The 20,538-nt window shown below is 65.8% G+C and carries 20 protein-coding genes; 9 read left to right on the plus strand and 11 right to left on the minus strand.

What is annotated here, in order from left to right:
* Positions 1-448: 448 nt before the first annotated feature.
* Positions 449-2,281 carry a glutamine--fructose-6-phosphate transaminase (isomerizing) gene (gene glmS / locus ACFOLC_RS05020; protein ID WP_386758140.1) on the minus strand — a complete coding sequence of 611 codons (1,833 nt, stop codon included), beginning with the start codon at positions 2,279-2,281 and terminating at the stop codon, positions 449-451.
* A 246-nt stretch (positions 2,282-2,527) separates the two neighbouring features.
* Between glmS and ACFOLC_RS05025 the strand changes: the two genes are divergently transcribed.
* From ACFOLC_RS05025 to ACFOLC_RS05055, 7 genes are all read left to right on the plus strand, one after another.
* Entirely contained in the window at positions 2,528-3,811 is a 1,284-nt protein-coding gene (locus ACFOLC_RS05025; protein WP_386758141.1) for an efflux RND transporter periplasmic adaptor subunit, read from the plus strand.
* 2 nt (positions 3,812-3,813) lie between these two features.
* Positions 3,814-4,026 (plus strand): hypothetical protein, encoded by a 213-nt coding sequence (locus ACFOLC_RS05030; protein WP_386758142.1) that lies wholly within the window; start codon positions 3,814-3,816, stop codon positions 4,024-4,026.
* A gap of 120 nt (positions 4,027-4,146) precedes the next feature.
* A complete protein-coding gene (locus ACFOLC_RS05035; protein WP_386758143.1) occupies positions 4,147-4,878 on the plus strand; it encodes an ABC transporter ATP-binding protein in 732 nt (243 codons plus the stop codon).
* A gap of 25 nt (positions 4,879-4,903) precedes the next feature.
* On the plus strand, positions 4,904-6,220 hold the full coding sequence (locus tag ACFOLC_RS05040; RefSeq protein WP_386758533.1) for an ABC transporter permease: 1,317 nt from the start codon (positions 4,904-4,906) through the stop codon (positions 6,218-6,220).
* A gap of 47 nt (positions 6,221-6,267) precedes the next feature.
* Positions 6,268-7,500: an ABC transporter permease gene (locus tag ACFOLC_RS05045; RefSeq protein WP_386758144.1), complete on the plus strand. Its 1,233-nt coding sequence runs from the start codon at positions 6,268-6,270 to the stop codon at positions 7,498-7,500.
* Positions 7,501-7,654: 154 nt separating this feature from the next.
* On the plus strand, positions 7,655-8,998 hold the full coding sequence (locus ACFOLC_RS05050; RefSeq protein ID WP_386758145.1) for a sigma-54-dependent transcriptional regulator: 1,344 nt from the start codon (positions 7,655-7,657) through the stop codon (positions 8,996-8,998).
* A 10-nt stretch (positions 8,999-9,008) separates the two neighbouring features.
* Positions 9,009-10,340: a sensor histidine kinase gene (locus ACFOLC_RS05055; RefSeq protein ID WP_386758534.1), complete on the plus strand. Its 1,332-nt coding sequence runs from the start codon at positions 9,009-9,011 to the stop codon at positions 10,338-10,340.
* A gap of 215 nt (positions 10,341-10,555) precedes the next feature.
* Here the strand turns inward: ACFOLC_RS05055 and glmU are convergent, their stop codons facing one another.
* Positions 10,556-11,923, minus strand: coding sequence for a bifunctional UDP-N-acetylglucosamine diphosphorylase/glucosamine-1-phosphate N-acetyltransferase GlmU (glmU, locus tag ACFOLC_RS05060; protein WP_386758146.1), 1,368 nt, complete (start codon positions 11,921-11,923; stop codon positions 10,556-10,558).
* Positions 11,924-12,052: 129 nt separating this feature from the next.
* On the opposite strand from glmU, the gene ACFOLC_RS05065 reads away from it, so the two are divergent.
* Positions 12,053-12,457, plus strand: coding sequence for a GtrA family protein (locus ACFOLC_RS05065; protein ID WP_386758147.1), 405 nt, complete (start codon positions 12,053-12,055; stop codon positions 12,455-12,457).
* 66 nt (positions 12,458-12,523) lie between these two features.
* Here ACFOLC_RS05065 and ACFOLC_RS05070 read toward each other — a convergent pair whose 3' ends face one another.
* The 9 genes from ACFOLC_RS05070 to ACFOLC_RS05110 all read right to left on the minus strand — a co-directional run bounded on the left by ACFOLC_RS05070 (position 12,524) and on the right by ACFOLC_RS05110 (position 19,937).
* Positions 12,524-12,949 (minus strand): F0F1 ATP synthase subunit epsilon, encoded by a 426-nt coding sequence (locus ACFOLC_RS05070; RefSeq protein ID WP_386758148.1) that lies wholly within the window; start codon positions 12,947-12,949, stop codon positions 12,524-12,526.
* A 124-nt stretch (positions 12,950-13,073) separates the two neighbouring features.
* Entirely contained in the window at positions 13,074-14,474 is a 1,401-nt protein-coding gene (gene atpD, locus ACFOLC_RS05075) for a F0F1 ATP synthase subunit beta (protein WP_386758149.1), read from the minus strand.
* A gap of 82 nt (positions 14,475-14,556) precedes the next feature.
* Positions 14,557-15,420, minus strand: coding sequence for a F0F1 ATP synthase subunit gamma (gene atpG, locus ACFOLC_RS05080; protein WP_386758150.1), 864 nt, complete (start codon positions 15,418-15,420; stop codon positions 14,557-14,559).
* A 114-nt stretch (positions 15,421-15,534) separates the two neighbouring features.
* A complete protein-coding gene (atpA, locus tag ACFOLC_RS05085) occupies positions 15,535-17,082 on the minus strand; it encodes a F0F1 ATP synthase subunit alpha (protein WP_386758151.1) in 1,548 nt (515 codons plus the stop codon).
* Positions 17,083-17,143: 61 nt separating this feature from the next.
* Complete coding sequence (locus ACFOLC_RS05090; protein WP_386758152.1) at positions 17,144-17,671, minus strand: F0F1 ATP synthase subunit delta; 528 nt, start codon at positions 17,669-17,671, stop codon at positions 17,144-17,146.
* 17 nt (positions 17,672-17,688) lie between these two features.
* Positions 17,689-18,159, minus strand: coding sequence for a F0F1 ATP synthase subunit B (locus tag ACFOLC_RS05095; RefSeq protein ID WP_386758153.1), 471 nt, complete (start codon positions 18,157-18,159; stop codon positions 17,689-17,691).
* A gap of 85 nt (positions 18,160-18,244) precedes the next feature.
* Positions 18,245-18,523: a F0F1 ATP synthase subunit C gene (gene atpE / locus ACFOLC_RS05100; RefSeq protein ID WP_386758154.1), complete on the minus strand. Its 279-nt coding sequence runs from the start codon at positions 18,521-18,523 to the stop codon at positions 18,245-18,247.
* 68 nt (positions 18,524-18,591) lie between these two features.
* Complete coding sequence (gene atpB, locus ACFOLC_RS05105) at positions 18,592-19,422, minus strand: F0F1 ATP synthase subunit A (RefSeq protein WP_386758155.1); 831 nt, start codon at positions 19,420-19,422, stop codon at positions 18,592-18,594.
* An 11-nt stretch (positions 19,423-19,433) separates the two neighbouring features.
* Complete coding sequence (locus tag ACFOLC_RS05110; RefSeq protein ID WP_386758156.1) at positions 19,434-19,937, minus strand: hypothetical protein; 504 nt, start codon at positions 19,935-19,937, stop codon at positions 19,434-19,436.
* Positions 19,938-20,117: 180 nt separating this feature from the next.
* On the opposite strand from ACFOLC_RS05110, the gene ACFOLC_RS05115 reads away from it, so the two are divergent.
* Entirely contained in the window at positions 20,118-20,327 is a 210-nt protein-coding gene (locus ACFOLC_RS05115; protein ID WP_386758157.1) for a DUF2061 domain-containing protein, read from the plus strand.
* Positions 20,328-20,538 lie beyond the last annotated feature (211 nt).

Raw genomic sequence — 20,538 nt, forward strand, 5'->3', positions numbered from 1 at the left:
CGCGCTGCACCCCATTCGCGTCATCGCAGGAAGGTGCGTCGGAGAAACCCCGGCACGAGGATTCACGCGGGCGAAATCGTCCCGCAGGTTCGCATCCATATACGTGAATGGCACGTCAAGGACGGCCCAGCTCCGCGGCTCGGGCACGCCTGCGCATCTTTGCGGCGACGCCCACACAGTCACTGGCGACTGCCGAGCAGACGTCCGGTTAGCGGACTCGGGGCGCGCGCAGGGTCGAAGAGAACGCCAGTACACCAGCGCCCTTCTCACCCAGTATCCAACACTGATGAAACCCGCCATGCGGTCGGAATGCGGCGGGCAGCACTGCAACCAGGTACCCGCCTCTCATTCAGGGCCTACTGCGCTGAAGGGGCATACTGCAATGCCCTTTCAGGTTTCACTCCACCGTCACCGAGCGATTCGAACGGGGGTGATCCCCCGTTGGAAACTATTCCACCGTCACCGATTTAGCCAGATTACGCGGCTTGTCGACGTCGGTGCCGCGGGCGAGTGCGGCGTGGTAGGCCAGCAGCTGCACCGGGATCGCGTGCACCACCGGCGACAGCACGCCGACGTGTCGCGGCGCGCGGATCACGTGCACGCCTTCGGACGGGCCGAACTGGCTGTCCTCGTCGGTGAACACGAACAGCTCGCCACCGCGCGCGCGCACTTCCTGCATGTTCGACTTCACCTTCTCCAGCAGGCTGTCCTTCGGCGCGATCACCACCACCGGCATGGCGGCGTCGACCAGCGCCAGCGGGCCGTGCTTGAGCTCGCCGGCCGGGTAGGCCTCGGCGTGGATGTAGGAGATTTCCTTGAGCTTGAGCGCGCCTTCCAGGGCAATCGGGTAATGCACGCCGCGACCAAGGAACAACGCGTGCTGCTTGGGCGCGAAGCGCTCGGACCAGCCGACGATCTGCGGCTCCAGGTTCAAGGCGTGCTGCACGCTGCCCGGCAGCTGGCGCAGCGCGTCCAGGTAGGCGGCCTCCTGCCCGGCATCGAGCTTGCCGTGCAGCTTGGCCAAGGTCGCGGTCAGCGTGAACAACGCCACCAGCTGGGTGGTGAAGGCCTTGGTCGAGGCCACGCCGATCTCGGCGCCGGCGCGGGTGTAATAGACCAGACGGCTGGCGCGCGGGATCGCGCTCTCGGGCACGTTGCAGATCGACAGCGTCTTGTCGTGTCCGAGCGACTTGGCGTACTTGAGCGCCTCCATCGTGTCGAGCGTTTCGCCCGACTGCGAGATCGTCACGATCAGGTGCTTGGGGTTGGCCACTGCGGTGCGATAGCGGTACTCGCTGGCGATTTCGACCGAGCACGGCAGGCCGGTGATCGCTTCGATCCAGTAACGCGCGGTGAGACCGGCGTAGTAGCTGGTGCCGCAGGCGAGGATCTGCACGCCTTCAACTTCGCGCAGCACGGCCTCGGCATCGCGACCAAACAACGCCGGCACGAAGCCGTTGTTGTCGATCACCGCCTCGATGGTGTCGGCAATCGCACGTGGCTGCTCGTGGATCTCCTTCTGCATGAAGTGGCGGTACGGGCCTAGCTCGAGCGAGGCCAGTGACACGTCCGACACGTGCACCTCGCGTTGGACCTCGTCGCCCTGCTCGTTGAACACGCGCACACCGGTGCGGCCGACCTCGGCGGTGTCGCCTTCCTCCAGGAAGATCACCCGACGCGTGGCCTGGAGGATCGCCGAGACGTCACTGGCGACGAAATTCTCGCCGTCGCCCAGACCGACCAGCAACGGGCAGCCCATGCGCGCGGCAATCAACCGGCCAGGTTCATGCTTGCTGACCACCGCGATGGCGTAGGCGCCGTCCAGTTCGCGCGCGGCGTTCTGCACCGCGGTCAACAGGTCTGCGCCTTGGGCCTGGTGGAAGTGGATCAGATGCGCGATGACCTCGGTGTCGGTCTGCGACTCGAAGGTGTAGCCCAACTCGCGCAGACGATCACGCTGCTCATCGTGGTTCTCGATGATGCCGTTGTGAACCACCGCCAGCTCACCAAAGCTGATGTGCGGGTGGGCGTTGGCCTCAGTGACGCCGCCGTGCGTGGCCCAGCGGGTATGGCCGATGCCGAGCGAGGCGTGGAAGCCCTCGGCCTGCGCGGCTGACTCCATCTCGGCGACGCGCCCGGTGCGGCGCACGCGGCGCATGTCCTGGCCGTCGAACACGGCGATGCCGGCCGAATCGTAACCGCGGTATTCCAAGCGTTTCAGGCCTTCGATCAGGACCGGGACCACATCGCGATCCGCGATCGCACCGACAATTCCGCACATGTAGCCGTTGCTCCAACTGGTGTTGGCCTAGTTTAACGGGCGGCGCGGGCGGACACGTCCAGCGGACACCGTGTCCGTCCGGACGGACACTCGGACGCACCACAAAACCGTTCCAATTCAATTACTTGAAGTTGGCACGGGTTCTGCTTTGGTTAAGACGAACACTGCATAAGACGACCGCCGCATAAGACGCGCACTGCATAAGACGAGCAGCGCACGTCTCCACCATCACCGAGCCGAACCCGCATGAGCATCCGCGACACCGCCGCGCAAGACCGTCCGGTCACCACTCCCGCCACGCGCTTGCGCAAGCACCGCTCCTGGTGGCTCGCCGGGGCTGCGGGACTGGGCGTGCTGCTGCTCGCGGCCTGGCTGCTGTCGGGCTGGAGTGCCGGCAGCCGTTCGGTCGACGCCGCGCGGGTGCGCATCGCCGAGGTGAAACGCGGCGACCTGGTGCGCGACATCGCCGCCGACGGCCGCGTCATCGCCGCCAACAGTCCGACGCTGTACGCCATTGCCGGCGGCACGGTCACGCTCAAGGTCGTGGCTGGCGATGCAGTCAAGCAAGGCCAGGTGCTGGCGCAGATCGACAGCCCCGAGCTGCGCAGCAAGCTCGCCCAGGAAGCCTCCACGCTCGCCAGCCTCGAAGCCGAGGCCAGCCGCGCGGTGCTCGATGCACAGTTGGCGCGGTCGACCGCGCGCAAGTCGCTGAACCAGGCCCAGATAGACCGCACCGCCGCGTTGCGCGACCTCGAGCGTAACCAGCGCGGCTTCGACGGCGGCGCGGTAGCGCAGATCGACGTGGCCAAGGCCCAGGACGAGTTGAAGAAGGCCGAGATCGGCCTCGCCCACGCGCGCCAGGATGCCGGACTGCAAGGCCAGGGCGCGGGCCTGGACACGCGCAACAAGAAACTGCTCGCCGACCGCCAGCGCGCGGTCGTCACCGAAATGCAGCGCCAGGTCGATGCGCTGACCCTGCACGCCCCGTTCAACGGCCAGGTCGGCCAGGTGCAGATCGCCCAGCGCGCCAACGTCGCCGTCAACGCGCCGGTGCTGAGCGTGGTCGACCTGGCCGTGTTCGAGGTCGAGATCAAAGTACCGGAAAGCTTCGCCCGCGATCTCGCCATCGGCATGCCGGCGCAGATCACCAGCGGCAGCGGCGAACCCTACGCCGCACAAGTGGCGGCGGTGTCACCGGAGGTGGTCAACGGCGAGGTTATCAGCCGTCTGCGCTTCACCGCCAAGCAACCGCCCGGGCTGCGCCAGAACCAGCGTCTGAGCGCGCGCATCGTCCTCGACACGCGCCGCAACGCGCTGATGGTGGAACGCGGCCCGTTCGTCGAACAAGGCGGCGGCAACATCGCCTACGTGATGGATGGCAGCAGTGCGGTGAAGCGTGCGATCCGCACCGGTGCCAGCAGCCTCAATGCCGTCGAGATTCTCGACGGCCTGCAGCCCGGAGACCGCGTCGTGGTGTCCGGCAGTGACCAGTTCGGTGACGCCGAACGCATCCGCATCTCAGGAGAATAACCATGAAAGCCCACTCCGACTTTCCCTTCGACCTGCATTGGTCGGTACAGGAACTGACCGACGCCGTGCCGCTGCGGCTGCATCAACTGGTGCGCTTTGACGCCGAGTGCGTCGAAGCGGCGAACATCGCCGTCCAGGCAGCGCAGCGGCGTGGCTGGCAACAACCGGGGTATGCGAATTGCCGCGCCCTGCCTGCTTTCATCCGCGTTTGCTGATGGCACACGGATTCACCTGCAGCCGTCATTCCCGCGCGGGCGGGAATGACGAGCAATAGCAAAGACCTGCACTGACAACCCAGCGCCAGCACTGACATCGACATTCCAAAGGATCTCGCCATGCTGCACATGCAAGCCGTTTCCAAAGTCTTCCGCACCGAACTGGTCGAAACGCACGCATTGCGCTCGCTCGACCTGCATGTGCGCGAGGGCGAATTTGTCGCCGTCACCGGCCCTTCGGGCTCCGGCAAGACCACCTTCCTCAACATCGCCGGCTTGCTGGAAACCTTCAGCAGCGGCGTGTACCTGCTCGACGGCGAGGATGTCAGCGGCATGTCGGACGATGCGCGCAGCCGGCTGCGCAACCGCAAGATCGGCTTCATCTTCCAGAGCTTCAACCTGATACCCGACTTGAACCTGTTCGACAACGTCGACGTGCCGCTGCGCTACCGCGGCATGTCCGCCAGCGAACGAAAGCAGCGCATCGAGGACGCGCTGTCCAAGGTCGGCCTGGCCTCGCGCATGAAGCATTACCCGGCCGAACTGTCCGGCGGCCAACAACAGCGCGCCGCGATTGCGCGCGCCCTGGCAGGCAGCCCGCGCCTGCTGCTGGCCGACGAGCCCACCGGCAACCTCGACTCGCAGATGGCGCGCGGCGTGATGGAACTGCTCGAGGAGATCAATGCGCAAGGAACCACCATCGTGATGGTCACCCACGACCCGGAGCTGGCCGCGCGTGCGCAGCGCAACGTGCATATCGTCGACGGCATGGCGACCGACCTGTCGATCGAGCCCAGCCTGATTCGCGCCAGGGAAATCGCCGACGCCGCCGAATTCAACCCGCTCGCCTGAGGACACCGCCATGCTAGGTAATGGGATGTTCGGCTACTACTTCGACCTGGCGCTGCGCAGCTTCAAGCGCAACAAGGTGCTGACCGCGCTGATGGTGCTGGCCATCGCGCTCGGCATCGGCGCCAGCATGACCACGTTGACAGTGTTCTATGTGTTGTCCGGCGACCCCGTCCCCACCCGCAGCAAGCAGCTGTTCTATCCACAGCTGTCTCCCGAGACCATGAGTGGTTTTACCCCGGGCGAAGAACCGTCGCGACAGCTGACCCGTTTCGACGCCGAAGCCCTGCTTCGCGAGAAGCGCGGCGACCGCCAGGCGTTGATGACGGGCGGCGGTGTGGCCATCACCCCGCAACAGCAAAGCAGCACGCCTTTCTACGTCGATGCCCGCTATGCCAGCGCGGACATCTTCTCCATGTTCGACATGCCGTTCTTGTTCGGCACTGGCTGGAGCAGCACGGAGGATGAGAAACACGACCGCGTTGCAGTGATCGCCAAGGCCTTGAATGACAAGTTGTTCGGTGGCGGCAACAGCGTCGGCAAAACGGTCCGCCTGGACAAGGCCGATTTCAGGATCGTCGGCGTGCTCGACGACTGGCGCCCGACTCCGCGCTTTTACGACATGAACAGCGACAAGTTCGGTGAGCTGGAACAGGCCTTCCTGCCGTTCTCGACCTCGCGCGACCTGAACATGGAGCGTAACGGCAGCATCGATTGCTGGGACGATGGCAAGGACGACAGTGATCCGGCCGGCCACACCGGCGTCAACGCGCCTTGCGTCTGGATCCAGTACTGGGTGCAACTGGACTCACCGGCGAAAGCGGACGCGTATCGCCAGTACCTGGTCAACTATTCCGACCAGCAACGCGCCAGTGGCCGTTACGAGCGACCGACCAACGTGCGCCTGCGCAACGTCATGGAATGGCTGGACTTCAACCAGGTCGTTCCGGGCGACGTGCGCCTGCAGGTCTGGCTGGCGTTCGGCTTCCTGCTGGTCTGTCTGCTCAACACCGTGGGCCTGTTGCTGGCAAAGTTCCTGCGTCGCAGCAGCGAGGTCGGCGTGCGCAGGGCCTTGGGTGCATCGCGCCGGCAGATCTTCCTGCAATGCCTGGTGGAAGCGGGAACGATTGGCCTTGCCGGCGGCGCCGCAGGCCTGGTGCTGGCCTGGTTCGGACTGTGGGCGGTGCGGCAACAGCCGGCCAGCTATGCCGAGCTTGCGCACCTCGACCCGATGATGTTGCTCGCGACCGTGGTGCTCGCCCTGGTCGCCAGCCTGCTGGCGGGACTGATCCCAGCCTGGCAAGCGATGCAGGTCACTCCGGCCATGCAGCTCAAGTCGCAATGAAGCTTCCTCTCCCTATCCCGGCATCAAACTGCCCACGGAGACCGTCCATGGAACTGCGTCCCATCCTGTCCACCCTGCTCCGGCACAAGACCGCCGCCGCGCTGATCGTGCTGGAGGTCGCGCTGAGCTGCGCGATCATCTGCAATGCCCTGTTCCTGATCGGCAACCGCGTGGAGCGGCTCAACCTGATCAGCGGTGTCGCCGAGAACGAGGTCGTGCGGGTGCAGCTGACCGGCATCGGCACAGACGAGAATGCCGAGGCCCTGACCAGGAGCGACCTGGCCATGCTGCGCGGCCTGCCCGGGGTCAAGGCGGCGACCGTCACCAACCAGGTGCCCTTCGTGAGTTCCTCATGGAACACCTCGGTTTCCATGGTGAAAGACCAGAAGCAGCCGACCCTGAGCTCGACCGTGTACATGGGTGAGGATCAGTTCATCGACACGTTTGGGCTCAAGCTGGTGGCCGGTCGTGATTTCACCCCGGACGAGTTCATCGAGCGGTCGGCACTGGACGCTCCGGACAGCAAGGTCTCAATTCCGTCCGTCATCATCACCCGGAGCATGGCCGACAAGTTGTTCCCGGGGCAGGACCCGATTGGAAAGTCCTTCTACAGCTGGGGCGAAGATTCCAACCGCATCGTCGGTGTGGTCGAGCACCTGGTCCGCCCCAGCGAGCAGGGCGGTCCCACCGCCCATGAATATTCGATGATCCTTCCCATCCGGACGGCCTACACGGTGGGCGGAAACTACCTGCTGCGTACCGAACCCGATCGCCGCGCCGAAATCCTGAAGAGTGCCGTCGCTGCACTGGAGCGCAACGGGCCGAACCGCATCATCATGGCGGCCAACACCAAGTCCCTGGAAGACCTGCGCCAGGACTATTACCGCCAGGATCGCGCCATGGTCTGGATGCTGGTCGCGGTGATCGTCGCACTGCTGGTGGTGACCGCGTTGGGCATCGTCGGCCTGGCCAGCTTCTGGGTGCAGCAGCGCACCAAGCAAATCGGCGTTCGCCGCGCCCTGGGTGCTACCCGCGGCCAGATCCTGCGTTACTTCCAGACCGAGAACTTCCTGCTCGCCGGCATCGGCATCGTTCTGGGCATGCTGCTGGCCTATGCGATCAATCAGTTGTTGATGGGCAAGTACGAGTTGCCGCGGTTGCCGCTGTACTACCTGCCAATCGGTGCGGTGGCGCTGTGGGTACTGGGACAGGTCTCGGTGCTCGGACCGGCGCTACGTGCCGCAGCGGTACCGCCCGCGGTCGCCACGCGTTCGGTGTGATCAAACACACGCCTTCCCGGAAATCGGGCCTGCCGATACCAGGGACCCGTAGGATGGGGGGCGTCGCACGCGGACCGTATCATTGCGTCACCGATGTGGTTCGTAACGCCATCCTTTCTGTCCAGCCACGCTCGCGGACGACTCAACCTCACCAATGCCCACGGTCCTGATCATCGACGACAACCCCGCGGTCGCGACTGCGCTGGAGATGCTGCTATCGCTGCAGGACGTGGACACACGTGCGGTCACCACGCCGGAGGACGGACTCGCACTGTTGGCGCGCGAGCCCTTCGATCTCGTCGTGCAGGACATGAACTTCCGCGCCGACACCACGTCCGGCGAAGAAGGCCTGGCGTTGTTCGCCGCGATCCGCGCGCAGTGCCCCGACCTTCCGGTGATCCTGCTGACCGCATGGACGCACCTGGAGTCGGCGGTCGACCTGGTCAAGGCCGGCGCCGCCGATTACCTCGCCAAGCCCTGGGACGACCGCAAGCTGCTGGCTACGGTCAACAACTTGCTGGAGTTGTCCGCGGCGCGGCGCGAACTGGCGCATCGCCGCAACGGCGAGCGCCGTCGTCGCGACGCGCTGGGGCGCGAATACGACCTGCGCGGCCTGATCTATGCCGACCCTGCCAGCGAGACCGCACTCACGCTCGCCTGCCAGGTCGCGCGCTCGGAACTTCCGGTGCTGATCACCGGCCCCAACGGCGCCGGCAAGGAAAAATTTGCCGAGATCATCCACGCCAATTCGCTGGTGCGCAGCGGTCCGTTCGTTGCGCTCAACTGCGGCGCGCTGCCAAGCGAACTGATCGAAGCCGAATTGTTTGGCGCCGAGGCCGGTGCCTACACCGGCGCCAATCGCGCGCGCGAAGGCAAGTTCGAGGCCGCCGACGGCGGCACCTTGTTCCTCGACGAGATCGGCACCTTGCCGCCGGCCGGCCAGGTCAAGCTGCTGCGCGTGCTCGAGACCGGCCGCTTCGAGCGCCTGGGTGGCAATCGCGAGCGCACGGTCAAGGTGCGCATCGTCAGCGCGACCAACGCCAATCTTCCGGCGCAGATCGCCGCCGGCCATTTTCGCGAGGATCTGTATTACCGGCTCAACGCGATCGAGATCAAGGTGCCGCCGCTGGCCCAGCGCCCGGACGACATCCTGCCGCTGGCGCGCCATTTCCTGCCCCCCGGCAAGCGCCTGGGCGACGACGCCGAACGCGCGTTGCTGGCCCACGCCTGGCCGGGCAACGTGCGCGAATTGCGCAACACCATCCAGCGCGGCGCGTTGCTGGCACGCGGCGAAGCGATCGGTGCTGGTGATCTCGGACTGCTCGCGGCGTCGAATGGCACGGCGGCACCGTTGAACGGCGACGAGCCCGATCGCGCCAGCATCGAGGCCGCGCTGCAGCGCAGCGGCGGCGTGCTGGCCCAGGCCGCACACGAACTCGGCCTGTCGCGCCAGGCGCTGTACCGCCGGCTCGACCGGCTCGGCATCAAGCGGGATTGAGGGCGTGCCGATGATTCGCTGGCTGCGTCGCCTGCCGCTGAGCGTGGTCTTCAGTGCGATCGCATCGCTGTACGTGCTGGCCGGCGCGGCGCTGGCGACGTGGCTGGCCATCGCACTGGCACAGCGCTGGATGGCAGTCGCGCTGACCGTGGCGTTGTTGCTGCCGTTGTTGGTGTATCACGTGCAGCGTGCATTCGCGCCGATGAATTCGCTGTTCCGCGCGCTCGCCGGCAGTGTCGCCAGTTACCGCGATGGCGACTTCAGCTTTGGTCTGGCATGGCAGGGTCAGGGCGAACTCGGCGAACTGGTCGCCAGCCACAACCAGCTCAGCGATGCGCTGCGCGAACAGCGCCTGGCGCTGGTGCAACGCGAACTGCTGCTCGACACGATGGTGCAGAACACGCCGGTGGCGATGTTGCTGGTCGATCCGAACCGCCGCATCGTCCACAGCAACCTGGCTGCGCGCAAAATGCTCGGCGAGGGCCGGCGCCTGGAAGGCCAGGCCTTCGACACCTTGCTCGAACAGGCCCCGGACGCGGTGCGCGAGGCGTTCGAGCGCGGCGGTGACGGCATGTTCACGGTTGGCGACGAAAACGATATTGATAGTGGCCGCGAGGACATCTACCACCTCGCCCGCCGCGTGTTCCGGCTCAACGGCCGCCACCACGAACTGGTGCTGCTGCGCCAGCTCACCGCCGAACTGCGCCGCCAGGAAGTGCAGACCTGGAAGAAGGTGATCCGGGTGATCAGCCACGAGCTCAACAACTCGCTGGCGCCGATCGCCTCGCTCGCCCACTCCGGCGCCGAGCTGCTGCGGCGCGGCCAGCTCGAACGTTTACCGACGGCACTGGCGACCATCGAGGACCGCGCCCGCCATCTGGAAGGCTTCATCCGCGACTACGCACGCTTCGCCAAGCTGCCTTCGCCCCGATTGGAGGCGATCGAGTGGTCGCGCTTCATCGCCCAGCTGCGCACCCAGGTCGAGTTCACCTACGAGCACCGCATCGGCGACGCGATCGCCCGCGTCGACGTCGCCCAACTCGAACAAGGCCTGATCAATCTGCTCAAGAACGCGCACGAGTCCGGCTCGCAGCCGCAGGACGTGGCGCTGGCGCTGCGCCAGGTGCCGGGCGCGTGGCGCATCGACGTGCTCGACCGCGGCAGCGGCATGAACGAGGCCGTACTCGCCAACGCGCTGCTGCCGTTCTACTCGACCAAACGCAACGGCACCGGCCTGGGCCTGGCGCTGGCACGCGAGATCGCCGAGGCCCACGGCGGCCGCATTGCCCTGCTCAACCGCGACGGCGGCGGGCTGTGCGTGAGCCTGACCTTGCCGGCCTGATCCGGTTAGCTGGTGCAGGAGCGGCTTCAGCCGCGAGCCTTTCGGCGGAGTGCTTCGCAGGTGCGCACTTGCGCGAGCAAGGACTTGCGGCTGAAGCCGCTCCTACGAGAGCCGCGACGGATGCGGGGCTTCACCGGCCGCGTGCAAACCCTGCGGCCGATCCATACGACTTACGGGGTCCGCGCGAAAAGCCGGCGGGCCGACGCCCGTTGCGCTCAACGCGGCTTTTTCTTCGGCCGCTGCCAGCCTTCGATGGTGACCTGACGCGCGCGTGCCACGGTCAGTTGATGCTCAGGGGCCGGGCGGGTAATCACCGAGCCAGCGGCAATAGTCGCGCCACTGCCGACCGTGACCGGCGCGACCAGCGACGTATTGGAGCCAATGAAGGCGCCGTCCTCGATCGTCGTGGTCGACTTGTTCACGCCGTCGTAGTTGCAGGTGATGGTGCCGGCGCCGATGTTGACGCCGCTGCCGATCACCGCATCGCCCAGATAGGTCAGGTGATTGGCCTTGCTGGTCACGCCCAGCCGCGCGTTCTTGGTCTCGACGAAGTTGCCGACATGCACGCCATCGGCGAGCACGGTGCCCGGACGCAGCCGCGCGTACGGGCCGATATAGGCCGCGCCCTCGACGACCACGCCGTCGAGATCACAATGCGCGCGCACCTCGGTCCCGGGCCCAAGCTTCACGTCCTTGAGCCGGCAGAACGGACCGATGCGCACGCCGTCGGCCAGCTCGACCCGACCTTCCAGCACCACATCGACATCGATCTCGACATCCTGGCCTACGACCACCTCCCCACGCTGGTCGTAACGCGCCGGGTCGGCGATGCGCGCGCCCTGCACGCACAGACGGCGCGCAGCGCGGCGCTGGAAGGCGCGCTCCAGTTGCGCCAGCTGCCAGGGGTCGTTGGCGCCCTCGACCTCGATCGGGTCGTGCACGTGCACCATCTCCGCCGCGCTGAACTCGACCGCGGCGGAAGCGAACACATCGGTCAGGTAGTACTCGCCCTGGGCATTGTCGTTGCCAAGATGCGCCAGCCAGCGTCGCAGCGGCTCGCCATCGGCGACCAGGATGCCGGTGTTGATGGTGCGGATCGTGCGCTGCTCGTCGTCCGCATCCTTGTGTTCGACGATGCGGCCGACGCGGCCTTCGGCGTCGCGCACGATGCGGCCGTAGCCGGTCGGATCGTCGACATCGGCCACCAACACCGCGATCCGGCCCGGCGCTGCCAGCAGGCGTTGCAATGTCTCGGCGGTGATCAGGGGCACGTCGCCGTACAGGACCAGCACGCGCGCATCCTGCGGCACTTCGGGCATCGCCTGCTGCACGGCATGGCCGGTGCCCAGGCGCTCGACCTGTTCGATCCAGTGCAGGCCCGGCTGATCGGCAAAGGCCGCGCGCACCTGCTCGCCGCCGTGGCCGTAGACCACGTGGATGCCGGTCGGGCCGAGCTGACGCGCGGTGGCGATCACGTGCGCCAGCATCGGCTGCCCGGCGATCTTCTGCAGCACCTTGGCGGTGGCTGACTTCATGCGCTTGCCCTCGCCGGCGGCGAGGATGACGACGTGCAACTGACTCATCGACGAATGTCCTTGGATTGACGCGAGCAGCGGCGCCACGGCGAAATCTTAGCAAGTCGCCCACGGTAGGGGCCGGGCTGCATTAACGCCAATGCCCGGCATCGGCGCGTGCGCGTCTAGAATCCGCGCATGCGCAAACTCATTCCCGGCTCGCCGCTGCTGCGCCAGGGCAGCAGTTATCTGGCCATCGGCCTGCTGCAGCTGCTGGTCGATTGGGCGATGTTCGTGGTGTTCAGCGCACTGGGGCTGGCGGCAGCGCCGGCCAATGTGCTCGGCCGCATCAGTGGCGCCCTGCTCGGCTTCTGGCTCAACGGCCGCTTCACCTTTGCCAGCGACGACACCGCTGTCGGTCGACGCCAGTTCGCGCGCTTCGTCGTCATGTGGCTGGCGACCACGGCTGTCAGCACCGGGTCGATCAGTGCCATCGCCCACGCTGCAGGATTGAAGTGGGCCTGGTTGGCCAAACCCGGCGTCGAGCTGGCCCTGAGCAGTATCGGCTTCCTGCTGTCGCGCCACTGGGTGTATCGGCGCTAGTCACCGTGACCCAAGAAAAACGCCGGCACTGGGCCGGCGTTTCAGTTACATCAAAGCAGCAAGACCTCAGTGCTTCATGTTCTTGCGCAGGCGCTCGAGCGCCTGCAGCTGCACCAGCGCCTCGGCGAGCTTGGCCTGGGCCTCGGCGATTTCCATCGCTTCGCCGCGACCGGCAAGAATACGCTCGGCTTCGCCCTTGGCGGCGAGCACGGCGGCCTCGTCGATGTCCTGCGCGCGCACCGCGGTGTCGGCCAGCACGGTCACCACCTGCGGCTGCACCTCGAGGATGCCACCGGAGATCGCGAAGTCGAGCTGCTCGCCGCTCGGCAGGGTCACCACAACCTTGCCGGGCTTCAAGCGGGTGATCAGCGGCGCATGCTTGGGCGCGATGCCAAGCTCGCCGATCTCACCGGTGGCTACCACCAACGTGGCCTCGCCGTGGAAGATCTCGTGCTCGGCGCTGACGATGTCGCAACGAATCGTGGATGCCATAAAAAACGCCCTTGTACTTTGTCCCCCTCTCCCGCTTGCGGGAGAGGGCAGGGGTGAGGGCGAGGGCCGAAGAAGCGCCCTCACCCTAACCCTCTCCCGCAAGCGGGAGAGGGGACAGATCGGATCAGCCGGTGATCTTCTTGGCCTTCTCGACCGCTTCCTCGATGCTGCCGACCATGTAGAACGCCTGCTCCGGCAGGTGGTCGTACTCGCCTTCGACAATGCCCTTGAAGCCGCGGATCGTGTCCTTCAGCGAGACGTACTTGCCCGGCGAGCCGGTGAACACTTCGGCGACGTGGAACGGCTGCGAGAAGAAACGCTCGATCTTGCGCGCGCGCGACACGGCCTGCTTGTCTTCTTCCGACAGCTCGTCCATGCCCAGGATCGCGATGATGTCCTTGAGCTCCTTGTACTTCTGCAGCGTCGCCTGGACCTTGCGCGCGGTGTCGTAGTGCTCGTGGCCGATCACGTTCGGGTCGAGCTGGCGCGAGGTCGAATCGAGCGGATCGACCGCCGGGTAGATACCCAGCGAGGCGATGTTACGGCTCAGCACGACGGTCGCGTCCAAGTGGGCGAACGTGGTCGCCGGCGACGGGTCGGTCAGGTCGTCCGCGGGCACGTAGACGGCCTGGATCGAGGTGATCGAACCGCTCTTGGTCGAGGTGATGCGCTCCTGCAGCACGCCCATTTCCTCGGCCAGGGTCGGCTGGTAACCCACCGCCGACGGCATGCGGCCGAGCAGTGCCGACACTTCGGTACCGGCCAGCGTGTAGCGGTAGATGTTGTCGACGAACAGCAGCACGTCCTTGCCCTTGCCCGAGGCGTCCTTCTCGTCGCGGAAGTACTCGGCCATGGTCAGGCCGGTCAGCGCGACGCGCAGGCGGTTGCCCGGCGGCTCGTTCATCTGGCCGTACACCATCGCGACCTTGTCGAGGACGTTGGAGTCCTTCATCTCGTGGTAGAAGTCGTTGCCCTCGCGGGTACGCTCGCCCACGCCGGCGAACACGGACAGACCCGCGTGCGCCTTGGCGATGTTGTTGATCAGTTCCATCATGTTGACGGTCTTGCCGACGCCGGCGCCGCCGAACAGGCCGACCTTGCCGCCCTTGGCGAACGGGCACATCAGGTCGATGACCTTGATGCCGGTCTCGAGCAGCTCGTTGGTCGAGGACTGCTCCTCGTACGACGGCGCGGCGCGGTGGATTTCCCAATGATCCTTGGCTTCGACCGGACCGGCCTCGTCGATCGGCCGACCAAGCACGTCCATGATGCGGCCCAGCGTGCCGTCACCGACCGGCACCGAGATGCCCTTGCCGGTGTTGTTGGCCACCAGGTTGCGCTTGAGGCCGTCGGTCGAACCGAGCGCGATGGTGCGCACGACGCCGTCACCGAGCTGCTGCTGCACTTCCAGCGTGATCGCGGTGTTCTCGACCTTCAGTGCGTCGTACACCTTCGGCACGGACTCGCGCGGGAATTCGACGTCGACGACGGCACCGATGATCTGAACGATCTTGCCCTGGCTCATCACTATTTCCTCGTATCTCTAAAGCTGCTTGGCGATCGCAACGTGCGCCCGCCGGGGATTTTGTTTGAATCGCCGTGGTGGCTCAGACCGCCGCGGCGCCGCCGACGATCTCGGAGATTTCCTGGGTGATCGCCGCCTGACGGGCCTTGTTGTAGACCAGGTTGAGCGTGCCGATCAGCTTGGTGGCGTTGTCGGAGGCCGACTTCATCGCGACCATGCGCGCGGCATGCTCGGAGGCGACGTTCTCCAGCACGGCCTGGTACACCAGCGACTCGATGTAGCGCGTCAGCACGTGGTCGAGCACGGTCTGCGCATCGGGTTCGTAGATGTAGTCCCAGTCGTGCTTGGCGACCTGCGTCTCAGACGGCGGCAGCGGCAGCAGCTGGTCGAACGCCGCGCGCTGGGTCATCGTGTTGACGAAATCGTTGTAGCAGACGAACACGCGGTCGATGCTGCCGGCGCTGTAGCCGTCGAGCATGACCTTGATCACGCCGACCAACTGCTCCAGCTTCGGCTGGTCGCCCAGATGGGTGACCGAGCCGACCATGTTGACCTTGAGCCGGCGGAAGAACACCGAGGCCTTCTGGCCGATGGTGACGACGTCGATCTCGACGCCCTGCTCCTGCCACTTGCGGAACTCGCCGAGCAGCTTGCGGAACAGGTTGTTGTTGAGGCCGCCGGCCAGGCCGCGATCACTGGACACGATGATGTAGCCGACGCGCTTGGGATCCTTGCGCTCGACCAGGTACGGATGCTGGTAATCGGAATTGGCCTGGGCCAGGTGGCCGATCACCTGCTTCATCACGCGCGCGTACGGGCGCGAGACCTTCATCCGCTCCTGCGCCTTGCGGATCTTGGAGGCCGAGACCATTTCGAGCGCGCGCGTCACCTTGCGGGTGTTCTGCACGCTCTTGATCTTGGTTTTGATTTCGCGTCCGCCTGCCATCTTTTGCTCGCTTCGCTCGCGGTGATTGGTGATTGGTGATTGGTGATTCGTGGGATCGGCGATTCAGTCGTTGCGCTTTCGAATCACCAATCCCGAATCCCGAATCACGGCCTCTTACCAGGTGCCGGTCGACTTGAACTCGGCGATGCCCTTCTTGAAAGCGGCCTCGAGTTCGTCGTTCCAGTTGCCGGTGCTGTTGATCTTGCCCATCAGCTCGCCGGCGGTGTTGGCGAAGTGCGCGTGCAGGCCCTCTTCGAACGCACCGATCTTGTTGACCGGCACGTCGTCAAGGTAGCCCTCGTTGACCGCGTAGATCGACAGCGCCTGGTCGGCGATCGACATCGGCTGGTACTGCTTCTGCTTCATCAGCTCGGTGACGCGCTGACCGCGCTCGAGCTGCTTGCGGGTGGCTTCGTCCAGGTCCGAGGCGAACTGCGCGAACGCGGCCAGCTCACGGTACTGGGCCAGGGCGATGCGGATGCCGCCCGACAGTTTCTTGATGATCTTGGTCTGGGCCGCACCACCGACGCGCGACACCGAGATGCCGGCGTTCACGGCCGGGCGGATGCCGGCGTTGAACAGGTCGGTTTCGAGGAAGATCTGGCCGTCGGTGATCGAGATCACGTTGGTCGGCACGAACGCCGAGACGTCGCCGGCTTGGGTCTCGATGATCGGCAGCGCGGTCAGCGAACCGGTCTGGCCCTTCACCTTGCCTTCGGTGAACTTCTCGACGTACTCCTCGGACACGCGCGCGGCGCGCTCGAGCAGGCGGCTGTGCAGGTAGAACACGTCGCCCGGGTAGGCTTCGCGACCCGGCGGACGCTTGAGCAGCAGCGAGATCTGGCGGTAGGCCACGGCCTGCTTGGACAGGTCGTCGTACACGATCAGCGCGTCTTCGCCGCGGTCGAGGAAGTACTCGCCCATGGTGCAGCCGGAGTAGGCGCTGATGTACTGCATCGCGGCCGACTCGGAGGCAGTCGCGGCCACGACGATCGTGTGCGCCATCGCGCCGTTTTCTTCCAGTTTGCGCACGACGTTGGCGACCGAAGAGGCCTTCTGGCCGATCGCCACGTACACGCACTTAATGCCGGTGCCCTTCTGGTTGATGATCGCGTCGATCGCCAGCGCGGTCTTGCCGGTCTGGCGGTCACCGATGATCAGCTCGCGCTGGCCGCGGCCGATCGGGATCATCGCGTCGACGGTCTTGTAACCGGTCTGCACCGGCTGGTCGACCGACTTGCGCCAGATCACGCCCGGGGCCACGCGCTCGACCGGCGCGGTCAGGGTCGCGGTGATCGGGCCCTTGCCGTCGATCGGCTCGCCCAGCGCGTTGACGACGCGGCCGCACAGCTCCGGACCGACCGGCACTTCGAGGATGCGGCCGGTGGTCTTGGCCACGTCACCTTCGCGCAGGTTCTCGTAGTCACCCAGGACCACGGCGCCGACCGAGTCGCGCTCGAGGTTCAGCGCGAGCGCAAAGGTGTTGTTCGGCAGCTCGATCATTTCGCCCTGCATCACGTCGGCCAGACCGTAGATGCGCACGATGCCGTCGGATACCGAGGTGACGGTGCCTTCGTTGCGCGCTTCGGCGGTCAGCTTGACCTTCTCGATGCGGGTCTTGATCAGTTCGCTGATTTCGGACGGGTTGAGCTGGGTTTGCATGGGGATTTCCCTTGTGCCCGGCGTCGCCGCCGGAGGTAACTATTGATTCGTTGTGTGCCGGTCAGCCCGCGAGCGCGGTCTGCAGGCGCGCGAGCTTGCCCTTGAGCGAGCCGTCGATCACCACTTCACCGGCATCGACCACCGCGCCACCGATCAGCGAGGCGTCAACCGCCGTTTCGATCTCGACCTCGCGGCCGAAGCGCTTGACCAGCGCGGCCTTGATCGATTCGAGTTCGGCAGCCGGCAGCTCGCTGGCGGCGGTGACCTTGGCCTTGATCACGCGGTCGGCGTCGGCGCGCAGCTGTTCGAACAGCCCGGCGATTTCCGGCAGCAATGGCAGGCGGCGGTTGTCGGCGAGCAGGCCGAGGAAGCGCGTGAACGCCTCGTCGGCACCGTCAACCACCAGCAGGCCGGCGGCATCAGCCGTCGACAACTGCGGGTGGCCGAGCAGCGCTTGCGCCTGCGGATCGGCGGCGACGCGCGCGGCGAAGGCGAGTGCCTGCGACCACGCGGCGGAGCGGCCACCGTCACGCGACAACGCGAATGCGGCGCGGGCGTACGGACGGGCGAGGGTAAGGTTCTGGCTCATCGCTGGGGGCTGTCCGATCAGATCTCTGCGGCCAGCTCGTCGAGCAACGCCTTGTGGGCGTTGGCGTCGATCTCGCGCTTGAGCAGCTTCTCGGCACCGCTCACGGCCAGCGTCGACACCTGCTTGCGCAGGTCTTCGCGGGCACGGTTGGCCGATGCGGCGATCTCGGCATCGGCCAGCGCCTTCTGGCGCGTGGCCTCGACGATGGCGTCGCTCTTGGCCTGATCGACGATCTGGTTGGCACGCTGGTGCGCCTGCTCGATGATCTCGTTGGCCTTGGTGCGAGCTGCGCGCAGCTCGGCATCGACGCTCTGCTGGGCCTGGGCCAGGTTCTTCTGGCTCTGCTCAGCCGCGGCCAGGCCTTCGGCGATCTTGTGCTGACGCTCTTCGATCGCCTTGTTCAGGGGCGGCCAAATGAACTTCATGGTGAACCAGATGAGCAACGCGAACGTGATCATCTGGCCCAGGAAGGTCATGTTGATATTCATGACAGCTCCGTAGGGACGCTGCGGGCGCGAACGCCCGGGAGAGTCGTCCGGCAGGCCGGACGACTCAGCGGTTCAATCGACTGGATCAGGCGCCAGCAGCGGTCTGCAGCGCGCCCAGCAGCGGGTTGCCGAAGGCGAACAGCAGGCCGACGGCCAGCGCGATGATGAACGCGGCGTCGATCAGGCCGGCCAGCAGGAACATGCGGCCCTGCAGCATCGGCACCAGCTCCGGCTGACGCGCGGCCGACTCAAGGAACTTCGAGCCCATCAGCGCGATGCCGAGGCAAGCGCCGATCGCACCGAGACCGACCATCATGCCGATCGCGATCGCGGTCAGGCCCTGCACATTGGCGATGAATTCCATGGTTTTCTCCTACTGAAACGTTGGGTTTGGACTAAAGGAAAGATGAAACGGAAAAGGTGGAACGCGGATCAATGACTCTCGTACGCGCCGGCGATGTAGACGACGGTGAGGATCATGAAGATGAAGGCCTGCAGCAGCACGATCAGGATGTGGAAGATCGCCCAGGCGGTATTGAACAGCACGCCCGGCACGAACATCAGCAGGCTGCCGCCGAGCAGGCCGGCGATGAGCATGAACACCAGCTCGCCGCCGTACATGTTGCCGAACAGTCGCATCGCCAGCGAAACCGGCTTGACCAGGTATTCGATGACGTTGAGGCCGAGGTTGGCCGGGGCCAGCGCGATCTTGGCGCCGGTGCCGTGCGCGTGGAACGGTGCGGTCAGCAGTTCCTTGCCGAAGCCGAAACCGCCCTTGGCCTTGATCGAGTGGTACAGGATCAGGAAGAACACGACCGTCGACAGGGCGAGCGTGGTGTTGAGGTCGGCGGTCGGCACCCAGCGGAAATAGGTGTGGTGCGCGACTTCGGCACCGGCGGTGGTCTTGACCAGCCAGCCCGGCAGATCCAGCGGCAGCAAGTCCATGCAGTTCATCATCACGACCCACATGAAGATCGTGAGCGCGAGCGGGGTCAGCGAACGGCGGTCGCCGTGGAAGCTGTCCTTGACCTGGCCGTCGATGAACTCGAGGATCAGCTCGACGAAGGCTTGGCCCTTGCTCGGCACGCCGGCCGAGGCCTTGCGCGCGAAGTAGCCGAACCACGCGATGAACACGAGGCCGAGCACCAGCGACACCACCCAGGTATCGATGTGGAAAGCACCACCGCCCACCTCGATCGCGTTCTGCGTAAGGTGATGCTGGATGTATTCGTTCAGGCCGCCCGAACCGGTCTGTTCACTCACGAAAAGACACCTTATCGTTTCAAAAGATTGGCCAGGACGAAGGCCAGCGTTGCCGCCAGCACCCCTCCCAGCATTGGCAGTGGCGGCAGCTTGAACCCGGCCAGGCCGAGCGTTAAAACTGCAAACACCACCACCCACTTCAACATCACCCCGGCCAGAAGCCGTCCCATCGCCATCCCGGCCGGCTGTACACCGCCGCTCAGGGCCATCAGGGCCGCCACCAGTCCGCCTGCGACGATCGCGCCACCGCCGACCGCCGCCGCCAGCGCCGAAGGCACCCCGAGGGGGAGGAAGGCCAGCGCGACCAGCGCCGTCGCGCCGGCCTGCCAGGCAGTCGCGCGCGACGCCAGCCGGCGGCCTGCGGACAATGGATCGTGCACGCGGGACTCGTCGGTCTGGGGCAGGCGCAAAAGCGCCCGGTTGAGCCGCAAAAGTATAGAACGCGACTGGCAAGCCGGCAACCGCCGACCGTCACTGCCATCTGGAATGGTGGATATTTTCCCGACCGGCGCCATCGATCGCCTATGGCGCCAGCCTGGCGGCCCGCCATGGCCTTTCAATTACCCGGAAAAGCCGCGCGCCGAACAACGTCAGTTCGATAGCCACAATCTATCGATATAGCCGCAAACATCCGATTGGACCAGAGGCCACGCCTCGCTCACAATTGAGAACGAATCTCATTTGTGAGCCCGACCATGACCAAGACACTCAGCTTTGCCGCGGTCCATTTCATCGTCGCCTTCGCCGTTGGCTACCTGATGACCGGCAGTGTCTGGGTCGGCGGCGCGCTGGCGCTGGTGGAGCCAGCCTGCAACACCGTCGCCTTCCACTTCCACGAGAAGATCTGGAAGCGCATCGAGCAGCGGCGCAGCCGCGCGATCAACAGCCCCGGCGTGCCGGCCTGAACAGGCAGCGCGCATCGCGATGAGTGTCGTGCGGAACCTTTCGCGCAGCGGCCGGTCTTATTGCCCGACGCCCTCCGCCACTCTCTCCTCGTCAATGGCAAAAGCTGCGGTGGGCCCTCCGAAGCCCCGGACTCTCCGCCGGGGCTTCGCCTTTTCCGGCCTGCCGAATGACGCCCCGGCATGAATACCGCGCCCAAGAAAAAACCCCGGC

Source organism: Lysobacter cavernae (genome assembly GCF_042648505.1).
GTDB classification, from domain to species: Bacteria; Pseudomonadota; Gammaproteobacteria; order Xanthomonadales; family Xanthomonadaceae; genus Lysobacter_L; species Lysobacter_L cavernae.